This is a genomic window from Rhodococcus sp. RDE2, from assembly GCF_020885655.1.
GTDB classification, from domain to species: Bacteria; Actinomycetota; Actinomycetes; order Mycobacteriales; family Mycobacteriaceae; genus Rhodococcus; species Rhodococcus pyridinivorans.
In genome coordinates this window covers 1,424,165-1,441,659 of the sequence record NZ_AP025186.1, presented here as the reverse complement: position 1 = coordinate 1,441,659, position 17,495 = coordinate 1,424,165, and the positions used below count along the sequence as shown (strand labels likewise).

19 protein-coding genes are annotated in these 17,495 nt (G+C 69.4%); 5 read left to right on the top strand and 14 right to left on the bottom strand.

The features are described from left to right. Positions 1 to 106: 106 nt before the first annotated feature. The 3 genes from LPH33_RS06840 to LPH33_RS06830 all read left to right on the top strand — a co-directional run bounded on the left by LPH33_RS06840 (position 107) and on the right by LPH33_RS06830 (position 3,352). A complete protein-coding gene (locus tag LPH33_RS06840; protein ID WP_229567532.1) occupies positions 107 to 1,030 on the top strand; it encodes a hypothetical protein in 924 nt (307 codons plus the stop codon). A gap of 221 nt (positions 1,031 to 1,251) precedes the next feature. After that, complete coding sequence (locus LPH33_RS06835; RefSeq protein WP_229567530.1) at positions 1,252 to 2,118, top strand: lytic transglycosylase domain-containing protein; 867 nt, start codon at positions 1,252 to 1,254, stop codon at positions 2,116 to 2,118. Positions 2,119 to 2,218: 100 nt separating this feature from the next. Then, positions 2,219 to 3,352: an Mrp/NBP35 family ATP-binding protein gene (locus tag LPH33_RS06830; protein ID WP_026061108.1), complete on the top strand. Its 1,134-nt coding sequence runs from the start codon at positions 2,219 to 2,221 to the stop codon at positions 3,350 to 3,352. Positions 3,353 to 3,415: 63 nt separating this feature from the next. Here LPH33_RS06830 and tatB read toward each other — a convergent pair whose 3' ends face one another. The 4 genes from tatB to sigE form a co-directional block, all read right to left on the bottom strand. After that, positions 3,416 to 3,820 (bottom strand): Sec-independent protein translocase protein TatB, encoded by a 405-nt coding sequence (gene tatB, locus LPH33_RS06825; protein ID WP_016692032.1) that lies wholly within the window; start codon positions 3,818 to 3,820, stop codon positions 3,416 to 3,418. 72 nt (positions 3,821 to 3,892) lie between these two features. Continuing rightward, positions 3,893 to 5,362: a S1C family serine protease gene (locus LPH33_RS06820; RefSeq protein WP_051032978.1), complete on the bottom strand. Its 1,470-nt coding sequence runs from the start codon at positions 5,360 to 5,362 to the stop codon at positions 3,893 to 3,895. A 214-nt stretch (positions 5,363 to 5,576) separates the two neighbouring features. Further along, entirely contained in the window at positions 5,577 to 5,909 is a 333-nt protein-coding gene (locus LPH33_RS06815) for an anti-sigma factor family protein (protein ID WP_016692034.1), read from the bottom strand. A gap of 16 nt (positions 5,910 to 5,925) precedes the next feature. Further along, positions 5,926 to 6,561, bottom strand: coding sequence for an RNA polymerase sigma factor SigE (sigE, locus tag LPH33_RS06810; RefSeq protein WP_016692035.1), 636 nt, complete (start codon positions 6,559 to 6,561; stop codon positions 5,926 to 5,928). A 318-nt stretch (positions 6,562 to 6,879) separates the two neighbouring features. Between sigE and LPH33_RS06805 the strand changes: the two genes are divergently transcribed. After that, positions 6,880 to 7,515 carry an O-methyltransferase gene (locus tag LPH33_RS06805; RefSeq protein WP_026061109.1) on the top strand — a complete coding sequence of 212 codons (636 nt, stop codon included), beginning with the start codon at positions 6,880 to 6,882 and terminating at the stop codon, positions 7,513 to 7,515. Between the two features lie 24 nt (positions 7,516 to 7,539). Here LPH33_RS06805 and glgC read toward each other — a convergent pair whose 3' ends face one another. Continuing rightward, entirely contained in the window at positions 7,540 to 8,754 is a 1,215-nt protein-coding gene (glgC, locus tag LPH33_RS06800; RefSeq protein ID WP_037190186.1) for a glucose-1-phosphate adenylyltransferase, read from the bottom strand. A 113-nt stretch (positions 8,755 to 8,867) separates the two neighbouring features. Between glgC and glgA the strand changes: the two genes are divergently transcribed. Next, the gene (gene glgA / locus LPH33_RS06795) at positions 8,868 to 10,040 is read left to right on the top strand and encodes a glycogen synthase (protein WP_229567526.1); all 1,173 of its coding nucleotides are present in this window, start codon (positions 8,868 to 8,870) and stop codon (positions 10,038 to 10,040) included. On the opposite strand, the gene LPH33_RS06790 is transcribed toward glgA, so the two are convergent. The 9 genes from LPH33_RS06790 to LPH33_RS06750 form a co-directional block, all read right to left on the bottom strand. Further along, the gene (locus tag LPH33_RS06790) at positions 10,027 to 10,926 is read right to left on the bottom strand and encodes a putative RNA methyltransferase (protein WP_229567524.1); all 900 of its coding nucleotides are present in this window, start codon (positions 10,924 to 10,926) and stop codon (positions 10,027 to 10,029) included. The genes glgA and LPH33_RS06790 overlap by 14 nt on opposite strands. Positions 10,927 to 11,010: 84 nt before the next feature. After that, entirely contained in the window at positions 11,011 to 11,178 is a 168-nt protein-coding gene (locus LPH33_RS06785; RefSeq protein ID WP_006554284.1) for a DUF3117 domain-containing protein, read from the bottom strand. Between the two features lie 151 nt (positions 11,179 to 11,329). Continuing rightward, positions 11,330 to 11,926, bottom strand: coding sequence for a DNA-3-methyladenine glycosylase I (locus tag LPH33_RS06780; protein ID WP_145692665.1), 597 nt, complete (start codon positions 11,924 to 11,926; stop codon positions 11,330 to 11,332). Further along, positions 11,923 to 12,318, bottom strand: coding sequence for a DivIVA domain-containing protein (locus LPH33_RS06775; protein WP_145692666.1), 396 nt, complete (start codon positions 12,316 to 12,318; stop codon positions 11,923 to 11,925). The genes LPH33_RS06780 and LPH33_RS06775 overlap by 4 nt, the downstream gene beginning before the upstream one ends. A 57-nt stretch (positions 12,319 to 12,375) precedes the next feature. Then, positions 12,376 to 13,293: a glucosyl-3-phosphoglycerate synthase gene (locus tag LPH33_RS06770; RefSeq protein ID WP_016692043.1), complete on the bottom strand. Its 918-nt coding sequence runs from the start codon at positions 13,291 to 13,293 to the stop codon at positions 12,376 to 12,378. Continuing rightward, positions 13,290 to 14,210 carry a dihydropteroate synthase gene (folP, locus tag LPH33_RS06765; protein ID WP_106200389.1) on the bottom strand — a complete coding sequence of 307 codons (921 nt, stop codon included), beginning with the start codon at positions 14,208 to 14,210 and terminating at the stop codon, positions 13,290 to 13,292. Before folP ends, LPH33_RS06770 begins: the two co-directional genes overlap by 4 nt. Before the next feature lie 18 nt (positions 14,211 to 14,228). After that, entirely contained in the window at positions 14,229 to 15,980 is a 1,752-nt protein-coding gene (locus LPH33_RS06760) for a long-chain-acyl-CoA synthetase (protein WP_258260615.1), read from the bottom strand. 148 nt (positions 15,981 to 16,128) lie between these two features. Next, positions 16,129 to 16,689: a TIGR00730 family Rossman fold protein gene (locus LPH33_RS06755; RefSeq protein WP_120281869.1), complete on the bottom strand. Its 561-nt coding sequence runs from the start codon at positions 16,687 to 16,689 to the stop codon at positions 16,129 to 16,131. After that, on the bottom strand, positions 16,683 to 17,486 hold the full coding sequence (locus LPH33_RS06750; protein ID WP_026061113.1) for a TIGR00730 family Rossman fold protein: 804 nt from the start codon (positions 17,484 to 17,486) through the stop codon (positions 16,683 to 16,685). Before LPH33_RS06750 ends, LPH33_RS06755 begins: the two co-directional genes overlap by 7 nt. Positions 17,487 to 17,495: the final 9 nt, after the last annotated feature.

Sequence of the window (17,495 nt, the reverse complement as noted above, 5' to 3'; positions counted from 1 at the left end):
CCACCCGCTCGTCCTGTTGTCCGGCACGCCCGGTTGCACACAACGCGACATCCTTCTGTAACCTTCGTCACAGCAGTCGGACGGACGACCGGAGGAGGGTGATCGCGTGCGGTGGAGGGTCGCGCTGGCGATGCCGGTGATCGTCGCTGCCGGACTCGCAGCGACAGCGTCGTCGGCGACAGTGGTGGCGGAGACGACGCCCACCGCCGAGCCGAGCGCCGCCCCGGCGGTGGGCGTGCTCCCCGGCGAGGTGCGCGAGGCGCAGCCACTGCGTAGCCCGAGCGACCCGCTCGCCCAGCTTCCGCCCGAGGCCCTGGCCGCGGCAGGAGGTGCGGCGGTGCTCGGGGACGGACCGCTCGCAATCCCCGAACTGGTCTTCTACGCCTATCGCGCGGCCGAGATGCAGCTGGCCATCGACTCCCCCGAGTGCGGCCTGCCGTGGAATCTGCTCGCCGCCGTCGGGCGGCTGAGCTCCGGGCACGCGGACGGGGGGCGCACCGACATCCTGGGTACGCTGACCACGCCGGTCGTCACCCCGGAGGGACTGCTCGGGCCGATGCGCCTGGCCCCCGCGGTGTGGGAGCAGTACTCCGCCGACGGCAACGCGGACGGCACCGCCGATCCGCAGAACATCTTCGACGCGACCCTGGCCGCCGGTGCCCGGATGTGCGCGGAGGGCGGAAACCTGCGCGAGCCGGACGGTGAGGCGCGGGCGGTGGCGGCGGTCGATCCGTCCCCTGACTATCTGGCGAACGTCCGGACCTGGTCGGGCGCGTATGCGAAGGCGGCCGAGGTGGCTCCCGCCGATCTCGCCCCGATCCCGGCGCGGCCGGTTCCGAACGCCGCGGATGTCGCGGCCCCCGCTCCGGCTCCGGTGGTCACCATGCCCGCCCCGGCCGCAACGCCGCCGGCCGAGCCATCGGGCGAGCAAGCGCCTGCAGAGCCCTCGCCGGAGCAGGCCGCCCCGGCTGCACCCGCGATGCCGGAGTTGCCCGAACTCCCCTGCCTGGTGCCCGCCTTCTGCGAATAACTCCCGGCACACGAGCGAGATGACGACACGCGCGACACGCGTGTCGTCATCTTTTTCTTTCACCCCACCCGACCCACGGGCCAGCACGGATGGGCCACAGCAGTGCGCATGCACCCCCGTTACATCACGTTTGAGTAACGGAAAAGCATCGAATGCTGTAGCCTCGGCCCGGCACGTAACGAAGGTGTCTCGTTCCGAGGCACCCGAGGGAGGGTTATCCATTGGGCCGCCACGCCAAACCGTCGGATTCGAAGCTTCGGCGAAATTCCGTCATCGCGATGACCGGACTCGTTCCGGTCGGACTGGTCGCCGCAGCCGCGACCACTGCGGGTGCGTCGCCGCGAGCACTGATGGGTGCAGCTCACCACGCGACCGAGCCGACGGCGTCGTCGACCGACTCGGCCGACCTCGCCGCCGCGGTTCCCGAAGCGGTCGCCGCCGTGCAGACGATCATGCTCGAGCCCGAACCGGCACCCGTGCGCACCTTCAAGGCCGCCCCCGAGCCGGAACCCGAGCCCGAGGTCCTCGAGGAGGGCCCGCTCGGCATCCCCGGGATCAACTACGCCGCCTACCGCAACGCCGAGCGCGTCCTCGCCGAGGAGAATCCCGCCTGCGGCATGCACTGGACGCTCCTCGCCGGCATCGGCCGCGTCGAGTCCGGACACGCCAACGGTGGTCGCGCCGACGACAAGGGCAACCTGCTCGAGCCCGTCATCGGCTTGCCGCTCAACGGCAGCCTGCCCGGCCAGGCCGTCATCCACGACACCGACGGCGGCGCTCTCGACGGCGACACCGTCTACGACCGCGCGGTCGGGCCGATGCAGTTCATCCCCACCACGTGGAACCAGTACGCGGGCGACGGCAACGGCGACGGGGTCTCCGATCCCCAGAACCTGTACGACTCGACGCTCACCACCGCGAAGTACCTGTGCGACGGCGGCCTCGACATGCGCAACATCGCGCACTCGACGAAGGCGATCCACCGCTACAACAACTCGATGGCCTACGTGGCGAACGTGCTCGCCTGGTCGACGGCCTACTCCACCGGCATCGACCCGAGCCCCGCGGATCTGCCCCGTATCCACTGACAGGCGAAGGCGGCCGTCGGGTCACCTCGACCGAAGGCGGTCGTCGGGTCACCTCGACCCGTATCCGGTCGCGAGCGGCCTGCCGCCTACCATGGGCGTCATGGCAGTCAGTGAGTCCGACGTCCGCAGTGCGCTCGCACGGGTCCAGGACCCGGAGATCCGCAAGCCCATCACCGATCTCGGAATGGTCAAGAGCATCGAGATCGGCGCCGACAGCAGCGTCGACGTGGCGATCTATCTGACCACCGCCGGGTGCCCCATGCGCACCGAGATCTCGGAGCGCGTCACCAAGGCCGTCGCCGACGTCGCCGGGGTGGGCGAGGTGCGGGTTGCCCTCGACGTGATGAACGACGAGCAGCGCACCGAGCTCCGCAAGTCGCTGCGCGGCGACTCCACCGAGCCCGTCATCCCGTTCGCCCAGCCCGGGTCCCTGACGCGCGTCTACGCGGTGGCCTCCGGCAAGGGCGGTGTCGGCAAGTCGTCGGTCACCGTCAACCTCGCCGCGGCCATGGCCTCGCGCGGACTGTCGGTGGGTGTCCTCGACGCCGACATCTACGGTCACTCGATCCCCCGCATGCTCGGCACGTCCGCGAAGCCCACGCAGGTCGAGCGGATGATCATGCCGCCGATCGCGCACGACGTGAAGATGATCTCCATCGCGCAGTTCACCGAGGGCAACACCCCGGTGGTGTGGCGCGGCCCGATGCTGCACCGCGCGCTGCAGCAGTTCCTCGCCGACGTCTTCTGGGGCGACCTCGACGTCCTGCTCCTCGACCTGCCGCCCGGCACGGGCGACGTCGCGATCTCCGTCGCGCAGCTGATCCCGAACGCCGAGATCCTCGTCGTGACGACGCCGCAGCAGGCCGCCGCCGAGGTCGCCGAGCGTGCCGGGTCCATCGCGCTGCAGACGCGTCAGCGCATCGCCGGCGTGGTGGAGAACATGTCGTGGCTCGAGCTGCCCGACGGCACCCGCATGGACGTCTTCGGCAGCGGTGGCGGTCAGGCCGTCGCCGAGCGGCTCACCCGCGCGGTGGGCGCGACGGTGCCGTTGCTCGGCCAGATCCCGCTCGACCCGGCCGTGCGCGAGGCCGGCGACTCCGGTACTCCGATCGTCCTCGCGGCGCCCGACTCGGCGCCCGCGGTGGCGCTCAAGGAGGTCTCCGACAAGCTCGCGGTGCGCAAGCGCGGACTGGCCGGCATGTCGCTGGGAATCGATACCACGCGTCACCTGTAAGAACCCGATACCGATCGAGCCCCCGCCGTGCTTCACGGCGGGGGCTCGATCGTAGGAAAGATGTCAGGTGGCGTCGGGATCGATCGGTGGCTTCTCGTCCGGAGCGAGCGGCTTCGACAGATTCGGCCGGGCCGCACCGTTGGTGGGCGTTCCCGGGGTCGCCGAGGACGGCTTGTCGAAGTTGCCCGTGAGGATCGAGTCGTCGCCGTCGAGCAGATGCTTCGTGATCACGGCCCGCGGTGTCATGCCGCGCAGCTGGTTCAGCTCGGACAGCGGTTGCCGCAGATCGTCGAACTCCGGCCCGAGTTCCTGCTTGAGCTGGTCGCGCGCACCCGTGGCGTAGTCGCGTACCTGACGCAGCGACTTGGCCACCCACGAGACGGCGCCGGGCAGGCGCTCCGGGCCGAGAACCACGAGGGCCGCCACGATGAGTACCAGGAACTCGCCCCAACCGATGTTGCCGAACACGCATCCAGGGTACGTGGTCGCGTCCGGATCGCATCACCTACGGGGAAGGTCACATCACGCGAGGGGAACCGTTCAGTCGGAGACGGGGGTGACCTCGACGTCGACGAGGCGGCCGTTGCGCACGAGCTGGACGGTGACCGGCTCGTCGATCTCCTGCTGCTGGACCGCCACGACGAGTTCGTCGGCGCTGGTGACCTCGCGGTCGCCGACCTTGACGATGACGTCGCCCTCGACGATGCCGGCGCGCTGGGCCGGGCTGTCCTGACGGACGTTGGCGACCTCCGCGCCGCTCGCGACGTCGTTGACGACCGAGCGCGCGTTCACGCCGATGTCCGGGTGGCGCATCTCGCCGGTGCGGATCAGCTCCTGCGCCACCTCGGTGACGTCGTCGATGGGGATCGCGAAGCCCAGACCCACCGAGCCGCCGGTCTCCGACTTGATCGCGGAGTTGATGCCGATCACGCGCCCCTCCATGTCGATGAGGGGGCCGCCGGAGTTGCCGGGATTGATCGAGGCGTCGGTCTGGACGGCGTCGATCACCGCGTCGGTGTCGGTGCCCTGTCCGCTGAGCCGCATGGGCCGGTGCAACGCACTGACGATGCCGCGGGTGACGGTCTTGCTCAGGCCGAGCGGCGAACCGACCGCGACGACGTCCTCGCCAACCTGGACGTCCTCGGAGCGGCCCAGTTCGGCGACGACCAGGTTGTCGACGTCCTCGACGGCGAGCACGGCCAGGTCGGTCTTGATGTCGCGTCCGACGATCGATGCGGGCACCTTCGTGCCGTCGTCAAAGGTGACCTGCACCTTCGCGTCGGGATTTCCGGCGGCCATCGAGATGACGTGGTTGTTGGTGACGATGTAACCGGCACCGTCGATCACCACGCCCGAGCCGGTGCCGGCGTCGCCGCCGACGGTGGTCTGGATGGAGACGACCGCGGGGAGCACGGTGTCGGCGACCCGAGCGACCGCGCCGGTCGGCAGTTCCTCGTCGGGACCGGACTGGCTCAGGGTCACGCCGCGACTGGTCAGTGAGCCGTTGTCGGCGGTCGCGAGCGCGACGACGAGTCCGCCGACCATGCCGATCACGACGGCCACTGCGGCCAGGGTCGCGAGCGCGCGCGGCTGGACGCGGCGGTCGAACAACACTTCACGCAGGGTGAGTCCGGGGGCCGGGGGAAGTTCCTTCTCCTCCGCCTGCCCGGCCAGGGGTGGACCGAGCCGCACCGCGGAGTCGGGGTCGCGCCAGGGATCGGGTTCGGTGTCGTCCTCGGCCTCGGCCGCGGGCTGCGAAGGGGGACGCTGGAGCGTCTCGTCGGCGTCGGACGGCCGTCCGTAGGCCTCGGCCAGGATCGCGTCGGTCGGAGGTGCCTGCTGGACGCGCGGGTCGACGACGCGGGGATGGGCCGAGGAGTCGAACGATCCCTCGGCGCCGGCCGGGCGCCCGAAGACACGAGCCGATGCAGGATCGACGGTGGGCCGGTAGACGGGCCGGGGTTCGAGACGGGGAGCGTCGTCGGGGCGCGCGATCGCTCCGTCGGGCAGGCCCGACGAGGCGTTGCCGGACGAGCCTCTGCCCGACGAGTCCTTACCCGACGAGGCATGGGGCAACTCGTCGTCGCGACGAGGATCGTCGCCGGCCCGTCGTTCGGTGTGCTGCGCAGATTCGGCCGTCACGCGTGCCCGTCTCCCCCGTCTAGGTCCGTCACGCAGCCCAGTATCACCGATGGCATCGGATCACCTGTTACCGCCCGTCCGGTCACCGGCGCCGGAGAATCGACCAGCGGCGCGCGGCGAAGCCTTCCTCCGCCTGCGGCTGCGGGGACGGATCGCACAGGTGTGAAGGAATGTTGCTGAGCGTCCCGAGCAGAGAACTCGGCATACGCGGTACGTGATCGGCAGCGGACCGCAGTGCGTGGCGGGCCTGCTGCTGGGCTTCGACCTCGGCGGCACACTCCGGACACATCGACAGGTGCTGGGCGGCCCGCATGTAGGCCGCCATGCGCAGTTCGCCGTCGACGAATGCGGCAACTGCCTCGCTGGCGAGATGTTCCGTGGAGCCGAACCTGCGAGGTGGTTGCACCATCGTCATCACTACCTCCCGGCGGCTACCCCGCATCGACGCGACCGTTTTCGACCTTTCCATGCTCGCGCAGGTACTCGCGGAGTGCCTGGCGGCCTCGGTGGATACGACTACGCACCGTACCGAGTTTCACCCCCAGTGTGGCACCGATCTCCTCGTAGGACAGACCTTCGATGTCACAGAGCACCACTGCGGCACGGTACTCGGGTCCGAGCGAGTCCAGAGCGGACTGCAGGTCGGCGCCGAGACGCGCGTCGTGGTAGATCTCCTCGGGGTTCGGCCCTGCGGCCGGTACACGATCGTAGTCCTCCGGGAGCGCTTCCATCCGGATGCGGTTCCGGCGGCGCACCATGTCCAGGAAGAGGTTCGTGGTGATGCGGTGCAACCAGCCCTCGAAAGTGCCGGGCTGGTAGTTCTGCAACGACCGGAAGACGCGGATGAAGGTCTCCTGCGTGAGATCCTCCGCGTCCTGGGCGTTGCCGGACAGGCGGTAGGCGAGTCGGTAGACGCGGTCGCCGTGCTCACGAACGAGTTCGTCCCACGACGGCATGGCCGCGCGGTCCCCGGTGGCGTCGAACGCCGCGGTGCCGCTCAGGTCCGCCTCGAGGGCAGCGTCGAGCGCCGAGGCGTCGTTCTCGGGAACGGTGTGGGATCGGGTCATGTGGATCGGTGGATCCTCCTCGTCGGGATCGCAAGGTGGTACGGGCTTCGGGGCCTACAACACTCGCCCTGCTGGGAATATTCCTTCACAGGAAGGTTCCCCGAGGGCGGTGCGTCCTCGAAGTCGTGAACCGGTGCGATCGTCCGGTTCGTCGAGTGTCAGTTTTCCTCGCGGCGATGTGGCCGCCGTATGAGTAACCTGAAACGTCCCTGAGAAAACCGCTCCGGGCATGTTCATCCGCCGAAATCACACAACTGACGGCACCACTCCGTGCGCGCCTGCCTGCGCGAACGAATCGCCGAGGATAGCCTCAGTGAGGTGCAGACCAACGCCGATCGCATCCTGACCCACGCGGAGAACATCGTCGTCGAGGACGACGAGCTCGCCGCGGCGCGTGACCGTGCCGAAGATCTGGGCGCCGACCCGGTGTCCCCCTCCGTCGGAGCCGCCCTCGCGATGTTCGCCCGCATGCTCGACGCGAAGACGGTAGTGGAGATCGGGACCGGTGCGGGTGTGAGCGGACTGTGGTTGCTGCACGGCCTGCGCGAGGACGGCGTGCTCACCACGATCGACAGCGAACCGGAACATCAGCGGGCCGCGAAGATCGCCTTCCGTGAAGCCGGCATCGTGGCGTCGCGCACCCGGCTCATCAACGGCCGCGCGCTGGACGTGCTGCCGCGACTCGCCGATTCCGGCTACGACATGGTCTTCGTCGACGCGACTCCCGCCGACCATCCGCACTTCGTGCGCGAAGGGGTGCGTCTGCTGCGGCCGGGTGGCGTGATCGTGCTGCACAACGCCCTGCTCGACGGTCGCGTCGCCGATCCGGCCGCCCGCGACGCGACGGTGCTCGCGGTGCGCGAGGCGACCCGCGCGGTGTCCGACGACGAACGTCTCGCTCCGGTGGTCCTCCCCCTCGGCGACGGTCTGCTCTGCGCGGTGCGCCTCAGCTGATCCGCCGTCGGGGCGGGCACGGTCTCAGATCCAGATCCCCTTGCCGATGGCGACGACACCACCGTTGCTGACCGCGAACCGCTGACGGTCGCGCTCGAGGTCCACGCCGATGATCTCGCCGTCGCCGACGACGACGTTCTTGTCGAGGATCGCCCGGCGCACCACCGCACCCTTGCCGATGCGCACCCCGGGCATGAGCACGCTGCCCTCGACGGTCGCTCCGTCGTCGACCATGACGTTCGAACTCAGCACCGAGTTCCGGACCGTGGCGGCCGACAGGATGCTGCCGGCGCCGACGATCGATTCCTGCGCGAGACCGCCCTGCACGAACTTCGCGGGCGGCAGGTTCTCGGCGGCACCGCGGATGGGCCAGCGCCGGTTGTAGAGGTTGAAGATCGGGTGGACCGACACGAGGTCCATGTGGGCGTCGTAGAAGGCGTCGAGCGTTCCGACGTCGCGCCAGTAGGCACGGTCGCGTTCGGTCGCGCCCGGGACGACGTTGTCGTTGAAGTCGTAGACGTGGGCCTCGCCCTGCTCGACGAGCGCGGGAATGATGTCGCCGCCCATGTCGTGGTCGGAGTCGGGATTCTCCGAGTCGGCCCGCAGCGCCTCGACGAGGACCTTCGTGGTGAAGACGTAGTTGCCCATGGACGCGAACGTGACGTTGGGGTCGTCGGGCGTCCCGGGTGGGTGTGCGGGCTTCTCGAGGAACTGGGTGATCCGGCCGCTCTCGTCGCTGTCGATACAGCCGAACGCGAAGGCCTCGCTGCGCGGGACGCGGATACCGGCGACGGTGACGCCGGCTCCCGACTCGATGTGCTGGCGCACCATCTGCTCGGGGTCCATCCGGTACACGTGGTCGGCGCCGAAGACCACGATGTACTCGGGATCCTCGTCGTAGACCAGGTTGAGCGACTGCAGGATCGCGTCGGCACTGCCGGTGTACCAGCGGGGGCCGAGTCGCTGCTGGGCCGGCACCGGGGTGATGTACTCACCGGTGAATCCGGACAGGCGCCAGGTCTGCGAGATGTGCCGGTCGAGAGAGTGCGACTTGTACTGCGTGAGAACGCAGATGCGCAGGTAACCGGCATTCACGAGATTGCTGAGCACGAAGTCGATGAGGCGGTACGCGCCCCCGAACGGCACTGCCGGCTTGGCTCTGTCCGCGGTCAGCGGATACAGACGTTTGCCCTCGCCGCCGGCGAGAACGATTCCAAGCACATGGGGCTGGCTCCTCACACGCTTCAACCTATCCCCCGACCCAGGCCGCCGCCAGCGAAGCGCGATCTCGACGCCGATCGGAGTGTCGGGGCCGGGTGGCCGGAACCTGCGCGGCCCGCTACTTTGAGGCGGTGAGGGTGGCAATGATGACGCGGGAATATCCGCCTGAGGTGTACGGCGGGGCCGGAGTCCACGTCACCGAACTCGTCGAACAACTGCGTCGACTGGTCGAGGTCGACGTGCACTGCACAGGTGCACCGCGCGACACCGCGTTCGTGCACTCCCCCGACCCGGCATTGCGCGATGCCAATCCCGCCCTGACGACCCTGTCCGCCGGATTGCGCATGGCGCACGCTGCCGCCGGGGTCGACGTGGTGCACTCGCACACCTGGTACACGGGGCTGGCCGGTCATCTCGCCGCCGAACTCCACGACGTCCCGCACATCCTCACCGCGCACTCCCTCGAGCCGCGGCGGCCGTGGAAGGCCGAGCAGCTCGGTGGCGGTTACCGCATCTCCTCCTGGTCCGAACGCAACGCCGTCCGGTACGCCGATGCGATCATCGCGGTCAGCGACGGGATGCGCCTCGACGTGCTCGACGCCTACCCGTTCGTCGATCCCGCTCGGGTCCACGTGGTGCGCAACGGTATCGACACCACCGTCTGGCATCCGCGCCCGGCCGAGCCGGGCCACGAGTCCGTCGTCACCCGCATCGGTCTCGATCCGGACCGCCCGATCGTCGTGTTCGTCGGCCGCATCACCCGGCAGAAGGGCGTCGGGCACCTGATCTCCGCGGCGCACCACCTCGATCCCGACATCCAGCTCGTCCTGTGTGCCGGCGCGCCCGACACCCCCGAGATCGCCGCGGAGACCGAACGCGCGGTGGCTGCCCTGCAGGATTCCCGTGACGGGGTGCACTGGGTGCGCGAGATGCTGCCCACCGAATCGGTCCGCGAACTGCTCTCGGCGGCGACGGTTTTCGTCTGCCCGTCGGTGTACGAACCGTTGGGGATCGTCAACCTCGAGGCGATGGCCTGCGAGACCGCCGTGGTGGCCTCCGACGTGGGGGGCATCCCGGAGGTCGTGGAGGACGGGACCACCGGGCGTCTGGTGCACTACGACGCGTTCGACACCGCGACCTACGAGCGTGCGCTCGCCGATGCCGTCAACGACGTCGCACGCGACCGCGACCGTGCCGCGCGGTGGGGCCGGGCCGGACGCGACCGCGCCGTCAGCGAGTTCTCGTGGGCGCAGATCGCCCGCCAGACCGTCGCCGTCTACCAGCAGGTGATCACGGCGCGGTAGGTTCGTCGGCCGTTCCGATCCGTCGCCACGTGGTGACGGTGACCGACACCGTCACGTCGAACGGGTCGGGCAGAGAGGCGAGCAACTCCGCGCGCCGGTCGGACGTCACGTGGTGGGCCGACGGCCCCATCCCCGCGACGAGACCGAGCACGTCGCGCGGGAGTGAGGCCGTGAAACGCACGTCCGTCCGTCCCGCCCGCTCGAAACGTCCCGACAGGGCGGACGAGAGCCGCTCGGTCTTCCGGTCGTCCACGCTCACCATGCCGGGCAACTCGACCAGTTCGCGCAGATGCTCCGAGGTGGGTGTCGCGACGACGAGCGTTCCGCCCGGGGCGAGCACGCGATGGCTCTCGGCGGCGTTGCGGGGCGCGAACACCGACAGCACATGAGTGAGCGACGCCGACTTCACGGGCAGTCGCTGCCACGCGTCGGCGAGGATCGCTCCGGTCCGGGGATGGCTGCGGGCGATGCGTCGCACCGCGGGCTTGGAGACGTCGAGTCCGATGCCGCGCGCTGCCGGCAGGGCGTCGAGCACGGACGCGAGGTACTGCCCCGTACCGGCCCCGACCTCGAGGATCGCAGCGTCGGCGGCTGTGTCCACCGCATGGGCGCCGGTGTCCACCGAATCGGCCGTGTCGACGCACGCGTCGGCGACCGCGCGGCGGATGGGGTCGTAGTGCCCGGCACCGAGGAAGTCGGCGCGGGCGGCGATCATGTCGGCGGTGTCGCCGGTGAACGGTGTCGAACCGCCGGCGAGCAGCGACACGTAGCCCTGGCGTGCGACGTCGAAGCTGTGCCCGCGATCGCACACCACGACGTTGTCGTCGAGGTCGAGCGCGGACTCGCAGTGAGGGCACGCGAGAAGGTCGATCACGTCGGCGAGCATCGCGCCTCCGATCGTGTTCTCAGGACGACACCGGGCCCCGCGCGCCGAGGAGCGCGGGGCCCGGAGTGCCCTGAGAGGGGCCGATCAGCTGGTGACACTCTTGAGTTCGTCGCCGAGTGCCGCAGCCTCTTCCGGCGTGAGCTCGACGACCAGACGTCCGCCGCCCTCGAGTGGAACCCTCATGACGATTCCTCGTCCCTCTTTGGTTGCTTCGAGGGGACCGTCCCCGGTCCGGGGCTTCATGGCCGCCATCCTCTGCTCCCTCCAAATCTGCACCCGACCGCCGGGCGCGTGGGTTACCGTGTGGTTGCATCGCCGGTCGCGGCGACGCGCACCTTCTCATTCTTCCCTATCCGGAATACGTGCGCGTAGCTGACTCCTGGGTAAGAGACTCCTCCGGGTTCTACGGGTCGAGTGACACCCAGCACGATTCGAGATGATCGTCGACCATCCCGGTGGCCTGCATCAGCGCATATGCAGTGGTAGGGCCCACAAACCGGAGGCCGTGACGCTTCAGCTCACGGGCCATCGCCGTGGACTCCGGCGTGACCGCCGGAATCTCCTCGACCGTTACCGAACGTCGCGCGCGTCGCGGCGGTGCGAACGACCACAGCAGCTCGTCGAGGTCGGTGGGCAGTTCGAGCACGGCCCGCGCGTTGGCGATCACCGCCTCGATCTTGCGGCGGTTGCGCACGATGCCGGGGTCGGCGAGCAACCTCTCGACGTCGGCCTCCGTGAAGCGGGCGACGGCCTCGACGTCGAAGCCGTGGAAGGCCGCGCGGAAGGCCTCCCGCTTGCGCAGGATCGTCAGCCACGACAGTCCCGACTGGAACGCCTCGAGGGAGAGCCGTTCGAACATCTCGTCGCGGCCGTGGAGCGGCCGGCCCCACTCGTAGTCGTGATAGTCGCGGTAGAGCGACGAACCGGGACCGTCGACGGCCCACGGGCACCGCACGCGGTCGTCGGTATCGGCCACGGGCCCCCGCCCGTCCGCCGTCATCGTGACTCCCCCGTCGACTCCGACGAAGCGCTCTCCGGAACGTCCTCCGCTTCGAGCTCTTCTGCCCCGACCTCCTGCCCGGCGCCGTCGACCGGTTCCCCGGCCGCGCGTGCCTCGGCGTCGGCGAGGCGGACCCGCAGATCGTCGACCTCGCGGGCGAGACGATCGAGCGCCCAGTCGACCTCGCTCATCTTGTAACCCCGCACGGTCTGCTGGAACCGCAGGTCGCGGATGTCGGTGCCGGTGACGTCGGTGGCCGGCAGCACCGTGATGGTGGTGCCCGGAGGCAGCGGCGCCAACGTCTCGCCCCGGCCGAAGACGGCGCTCGCGACGAAGAACAGCACGGCGGCGACGCCCGCCATCACGAGCACGTACAGCAGAACCGTGAGCATGCTCCGATCTTGGCACGAGCGTCCGACACCGGCCGGGACCGGTGCCGGACGATCGGCTCAGCCGGTGACCGTCACCATCGGCGGGCGATCTGTGAGATCGACGGAGGTGTCGAACGGGACGAACGCGTCGCCCTCCACCAGGAACTGGGTGAGCGGTGCCCCCGAATCGGGGATCCCGCATCGCGAGAGCATCGTGCCCACGATCTGCCGGCTCATTGCCCCGAGTTCGGACAGCGGCCGGTTGCGGTGCTTGCGGACCCCGAGGTTGACCTGCGCGATCGCGTGGAGACCGAACCGGTCGTAGGTGTCGAGCAGCAACCCGATCTCCACCCCGTAACCCGGTGCGAACGGGACGGACTCGAGCAGTTCCCGCGTCCCCGCGTACTCACCGCCGAGCGGTTGCAGCACGCAGGTCAGCTCCGGTCGCAGGGCCGCAAGCAGCGGTCGTGCGACGAGCTCGGTCACGCGGCCACCACCGTGGGCGTCCTCGCCACCACCGGTGCGCAGAGGCCGCCGGTAGTACCCCTTGACGAGGTGGACACCGTCACCGAGCAGCAGCGGCCCGAGCAGTTTCGGCACGAAGGCCGGATCGGGATCGATCAGATCGGAGTCGACGAAGGCGATGATGTCGCCGGAGGTCGCCGCGAGCGACCGCCACAGCACCTCACCCTTACCGGGGACCGGTTCGATGCCCGGTACCGCTTCCTCCCTGGACATGACGCGGGCGCCCGCCGCGCGCGCCCGGGAGGCGGTCTCGTCGGTGGAACCCGAATCGAGGACCACCAGTTCGTCCACGAGACCACCGAGCAGCGGGTGGATCGTGTCGATCACTCCCGCGACGGTCTCCTCCTCGTTGAGGGCGGGCAGCACCACGGTCACCGTGCGACCGGCCTTGGCCGCGATCAGCTCGTCGATCGCCCAGGCGGGCCGATCCCAGCTGTTGACCTCGTTCCATGTGCGTGCAGGTGCACTCATGCCAACCCCCTCACCGTGCGCGCCGGCGGACGTGTGCCCGCGATCGCCGCGACCATGTCGACCACCCGACGTGTGGCTGCCACCTCGTGTACCCGGAACATCCGTGCGCCGGCCGCTGCGGCCAAAGCTGTCGCTGCCAATGTGCCCTCCAACCGGTCGGCGAGTTCGACTCCCAGAGTCTCCCCCACGAAGTCCTTGTTGCTCAGCGCCATAAGCACAGGCCACCCGGTTTTTACAAGAACGTCCACGTGCCGCAACAGAGCGAGTCCGTGATGGGTGTTCTTTCCGAAATCGTGGGTCGGATCGATGAGGATCGAGTCGCTCGCGACGCCGGCGCGGGCGGCGGCATCCGCGGCGGTGACGACCTCCGCGACGACCTCCTCGACGACGTCGGTGTACCGCACGCGGTGCGGACGGGTGCGCGGGACGGCGCCGCCGGTGTGGGAGCAGACGATGCCGGCCCCGAGTTCGGCGGCGACCGCGACGAGCTCGGGGTCGGCACCGGCCCACGTGTCGTTGATCAGATCGGCGCCCTCGCCCACGGCGCGACGCGCGACCTCGCTGCGCCAGGTGTCGACGCTGATGAGCACATCCGGATACCGCTCGCGGATCGCGGCGACGAACGGCACGACGCGCCGGATCTCCTCGTCGCTGTCGACGACCTCACCCGGCCCGGCCTTCACCCCGCCGATGTCGACGAGGTCGGCACCCTCGGCCACCGCACGGTCGACGGCGGCGAGCGCCGCCTCGTCCTCGAAGGTCGCTCCCCGGTCGTAGAACGAGTCCGGGGTGCGGTTGACGATCGCCATGACGAGCGCTCTGTCGGTGGCGACGGGGCGCCCGCACAGGGTGGACGGTGCCGGACCGGGACGGGTCACGGGGGTCTGCTCGTCGACATCGGTCGCGGGGCCGCTCATGATCCCATCCTGACATGCTCAGCGACCGGGCAATTCTCCCCGCGCGACGCCGTCGACGAAGCCGTCGAAGATCGGACGGTAACCCTCGCTGCGACTCGCGAGGACGTACACCTCGTCCTCGCCGGTCTCGCTGTAGCCCTGCTTGCGCAGATCGACCTTCCGGCTCTTGAAGGTCGTCGTGTACTCGAGCTCGTCCACGATGCGGACGAAGAGCGGGACGGCGTAGTCCGGCAACGCGTCGTGCAGCGACTTCGCGAGTGCCGCCCCGTCGAGTTCGGCGCCTTCCTTCAGCGTGACCGCGGCCATCCCGGCGCGGCCGTCGGCCCCGTCGACCTCGACGCCGTAGACGACGGCCTCGGCGACCGTCTCGTGCGACGACACCGCGGCCTCGACCTGCGTGGTCGCGACGTTCTCCCCCTTCCACCGGAAGGTGTCGCCGAGCCGGTCGACGAAGGCGACGTGCATCCAGCCCTGGTCGCGGACGAGGTCGCCGGTGTCGAACCAGACGTCGCCGTCGGAGAACGCGTCGCGCAGCAACTTCTTCTCGGTGGCCTCGGGATCGGTGTACCCGTCGAAGGGTGCGCGCGAGGTGACCTTCGCGAGGAGCAGTCCGACCTCGCCCTTGCCGACCTTCTTCAACCGGCCGTCGTCGCCGCGACGCGCCTGCCCGGAATCGGGGTCGTACTCGACGACGGCGTAGGGCAGCGGGCAGATGCCGGCGGTGCGCTTCTGGTCGAGCGCGTTGATGAAGGCGATGTTGCATTCGCTGGCGCCGTAGAACTCCGCGACGCGGTCGATGCCGAAGCGTTCGGTGAACTCGTCCCACAGTTCGGCCCGCAGGCCGTTTCCGACGGCCAGGCGGATCCCGTGGTCGGCGTCGTCCTCCCGCGGCGGCTGGTTGAGCAGGTAGCGGCAGATCTCACCGATGTAGATGAAGGCCGTGGCGCCGTTGCGTTCCGCGTCGTCCCAGAAGTTGGACGCCGAGAACTTCCGGCCGAGCCCGAAGGTGGCCCCCGCGGCGAGCACCGAGGACAACGCGACCGTCAGAGCGTTGTTGTGATAGAGCGGCAGGCAGGAGTACAGGACGTCGGTGCGGCGCAGGCGCACACCGAGACTGCCGAGACCCGACATCGACTTGAGCCACCGGAAGTGCGTCATGCGGCTGGCCTTCGGCAGTCCTGTGGTGCCGGAGGTGAAGATGTAGTAGGCCGTCTCGGACGCCCGCAGATCCTCGGTGACGGCGGGATTCGACGCGTCGGCGTCGCGGGCGGCGGTGTCGAGTTCATCGAAGCGCAGCACGGTGCGGGCCTGCGGTTCGCCGCCGAGGGAGTCGACGGCCTCCTCGCACTCCTCCCCGATCACGAGCGCGGCGCTGTCGAGCAGCGACAGGCTGTGCTCGAGCACCTCACCGCGCTGGTTGATGTTGAGCATGCCGGCGGCCGCGCCGAGCTTGACCGCGGCCAGCGCGACCAGCAGGGTCTCGGGCCGGTTGCCCATGAGGATGCCTACGACGTCGCCCTTGCCGACACCGCGATCGGCGAGCACCGCTGCGTACCGGTTGACCTGCGCGTTGGCCTCGCCGTACCCGATGGAGGCGCCCTCGAACCGGATGAAGGGCCGCTCCGGGTGACGCTCGGCGAGCTTCTGGAAGACCGACCCGATCGTCTCGCGGGCGGTCGGCTTCCGGGTCATACCGGCTGCTCCGCGCAACACGATGGGGAGATCGGTAGCCATCCGGGGCAGTTTCGAGACGAGTCCGGGCAGGGACACGACGGGGGCATTGTCTCGATCGGATCGAGTGGTCACGACAAATTTCCTCACGGCGACGTCGGGGACGGGCGGGCTCGCTCGGGCGACACCCACGGCGTTCCCCCGAACTTACCGAAGAGTAGATAAGCGCGCGGCGAAGTGGAACACCTCAGACCGCCGCGTACGGCGCAGCGCACCGGTCGAGCGCATCGGCGAGGTCGGTGGTGACCGCGAGACCGTCGAGTGCGCGTTGCGCGACGAAACCGGTGTCGACCATCGACCCGAGCCAGCCGAGCAGGCCGTCGAAGTGCCCCGTGGGATCGAGCAGGACGACCGGCTTGTCATGCATACCGAGATACCCCGCGGTCCACGTCTCGAACAGTTCCTCGAGGGTTCCGATGCCGCCGGGCAGGGTCAGGAAGGCGTCGGCGCGGTCCTCCATGATGCGTTTGCGCTCGCGCATCGTCTCGGTGACGATCAGCTCGTCGGCGTCGACGTCCGCGACCTCGCGGTGCACGAGTGCCTTGGGAATGACCCCGATCGTGTGCGCCCCGGCCGCGCGGGCCGCGTCGGCGACCGCGCCCATCATCGACACGTTGCCGCCGCCGGAGACCAGCTGCCAGCCCCGTCGGCCGATCTCGGTGCCGACCGCGGCCGCGAGTTCGAGGAACTTCTGGTCGACAGGGCCCGACGCGCAGTACACACAGACCGACAGAGCTTCGGTCACCATCCACTCCCGTTTCCGTACAGTTCGTTCTCGTCCTCGCCGCGATGCGCCTCGAGGATGATGTCCACCGTCTCCTCGATGCTGTCGGTGACGTACAGCAGGTCCAGATCGGCGGGCGAGATCTTGCCGCCGCGGACCAGCGTCTCGCGCAGCCAGCCCACCAGACCGTTCCAGTACTCCGATCCGAACAGCACGATAGGGAACTGCGTGATCTTGCGGGTCTGCACGAGGGTCAGTGCCTCGAACAGCTCGTCGAGCGTCCCGAAACCGCCGGGCAGACACACGAACGCCTGCGAGTACTTCACGAACATCGTCTTGCGCGCGAAGAAGTACCGGAAGTTCAGTCCGAGATCGACCCACTCGTTGAGGCCCTGCTCGAAGGGCAGCTCGATCCCCAGACCGATCGACAGTCCCCCGGCCTCGCTGGCACCGCGGTTGGCCGCTTCCATTGCACCCGGGCCGCCACCGGTGACGACGGCGTATCCGGCGTGGACGAGTGCGGCGCCGAGCTCGCGGCCGATCTCGTACTCCTCGTGATCGGCCGGGGTGCGTGCCGATCCGAAGACGGTGACGGCGCGAGGCACCTCGGCGAGCGCACCGAAGCCTTCGACGAACTCGCTCTGGATCCGCAGCACACGCCACGGATCGGTGTGCACCCAATCGGACGGGCCCCGGCGATCGAGCAGCCGCTGGTCCATCGTCGTCGTCTCGCGGGCGAGAGAGCCGCGCAGCTGCACCGGGCCCTGGTGCACGACCTCGCGACGGGAGCCGCGTTCGGAGGAGGAGTTGTCGCCGGACATGGCGGCCAC

What these genes read in the sequence shown, in the direction of transcription:
- LPH33_RS06775 (WP_145692666.1), bottom strand. Translation starts at nt 12,318, where the DNA reads ATGCTCACGGTTCTGCTGTACGTGCTCGTGATGGCGGGCGTCGCCGCC.
- LPH33_RS06830 (WP_026061108.1), top strand. Translation starts at nt 2,219, where the DNA reads ATGGCAGTCAGTGAGTCCGACGTCCGCAGTGCGCTCGCACGGGTCCAG.
- LPH33_RS06815 (WP_016692034.1), bottom strand. Translation starts at nt 5,909, where the DNA reads ATGACGATGGTGCAACCACCTCGCAGGTTCGGCTCCACGGAACATCTC.
- LPH33_RS06785 (WP_006554284.1), bottom strand. Translation starts at nt 11,178, where the DNA reads ATGGCGGCCATGAAGCCCCGGACCGGGGACGGTCCCCTCGAAGCAACC.
- LPH33_RS06790 (WP_229567524.1), bottom strand. Translation starts at nt 10,926, where the DNA reads ATGCTCGCCGACGTGATCGACCTTCTCGCGTGCCCTCACTGCGAGTCC.
- LPH33_RS06780 (WP_145692665.1), bottom strand. Translation starts at nt 11,926, where the DNA reads ATGACGGCGGACGGGCGGGGGCCCGTGGCCGATACCGACGACCGCGTG.
- LPH33_RS06770 (WP_016692043.1), bottom strand. Translation starts at nt 13,293, where the DNA reads ATGAGTGCACCTGCACGCACATGGAACGAGGTCAACAGCTGGGATCGG.
- folP (WP_106200389.1), bottom strand. Translation starts at nt 14,210, where the DNA reads ATGAGCGGCCCCGCGACCGATGTCGACGAGCAGACCCCCGTGACCCGT.
- LPH33_RS06755 (WP_120281869.1), bottom strand. Translation starts at nt 16,689, where the DNA reads ATGGTGACCGAAGCTCTGTCGGTCTGTGTGTACTGCGCGTCGGGCCCT.
- LPH33_RS06750 (WP_026061113.1), bottom strand. Translation starts at nt 17,486, where the DNA reads ATGTCCGGCGACAACTCCTCCTCCGAACGCGGCTCCCGTCGCGAGGTC.
- sigE (WP_016692035.1), bottom strand. Translation starts at nt 6,561, where the DNA reads ATGACCCGATCCCACACCGTTCCCGAGAACGACGCCTCGGCGCTCGAC.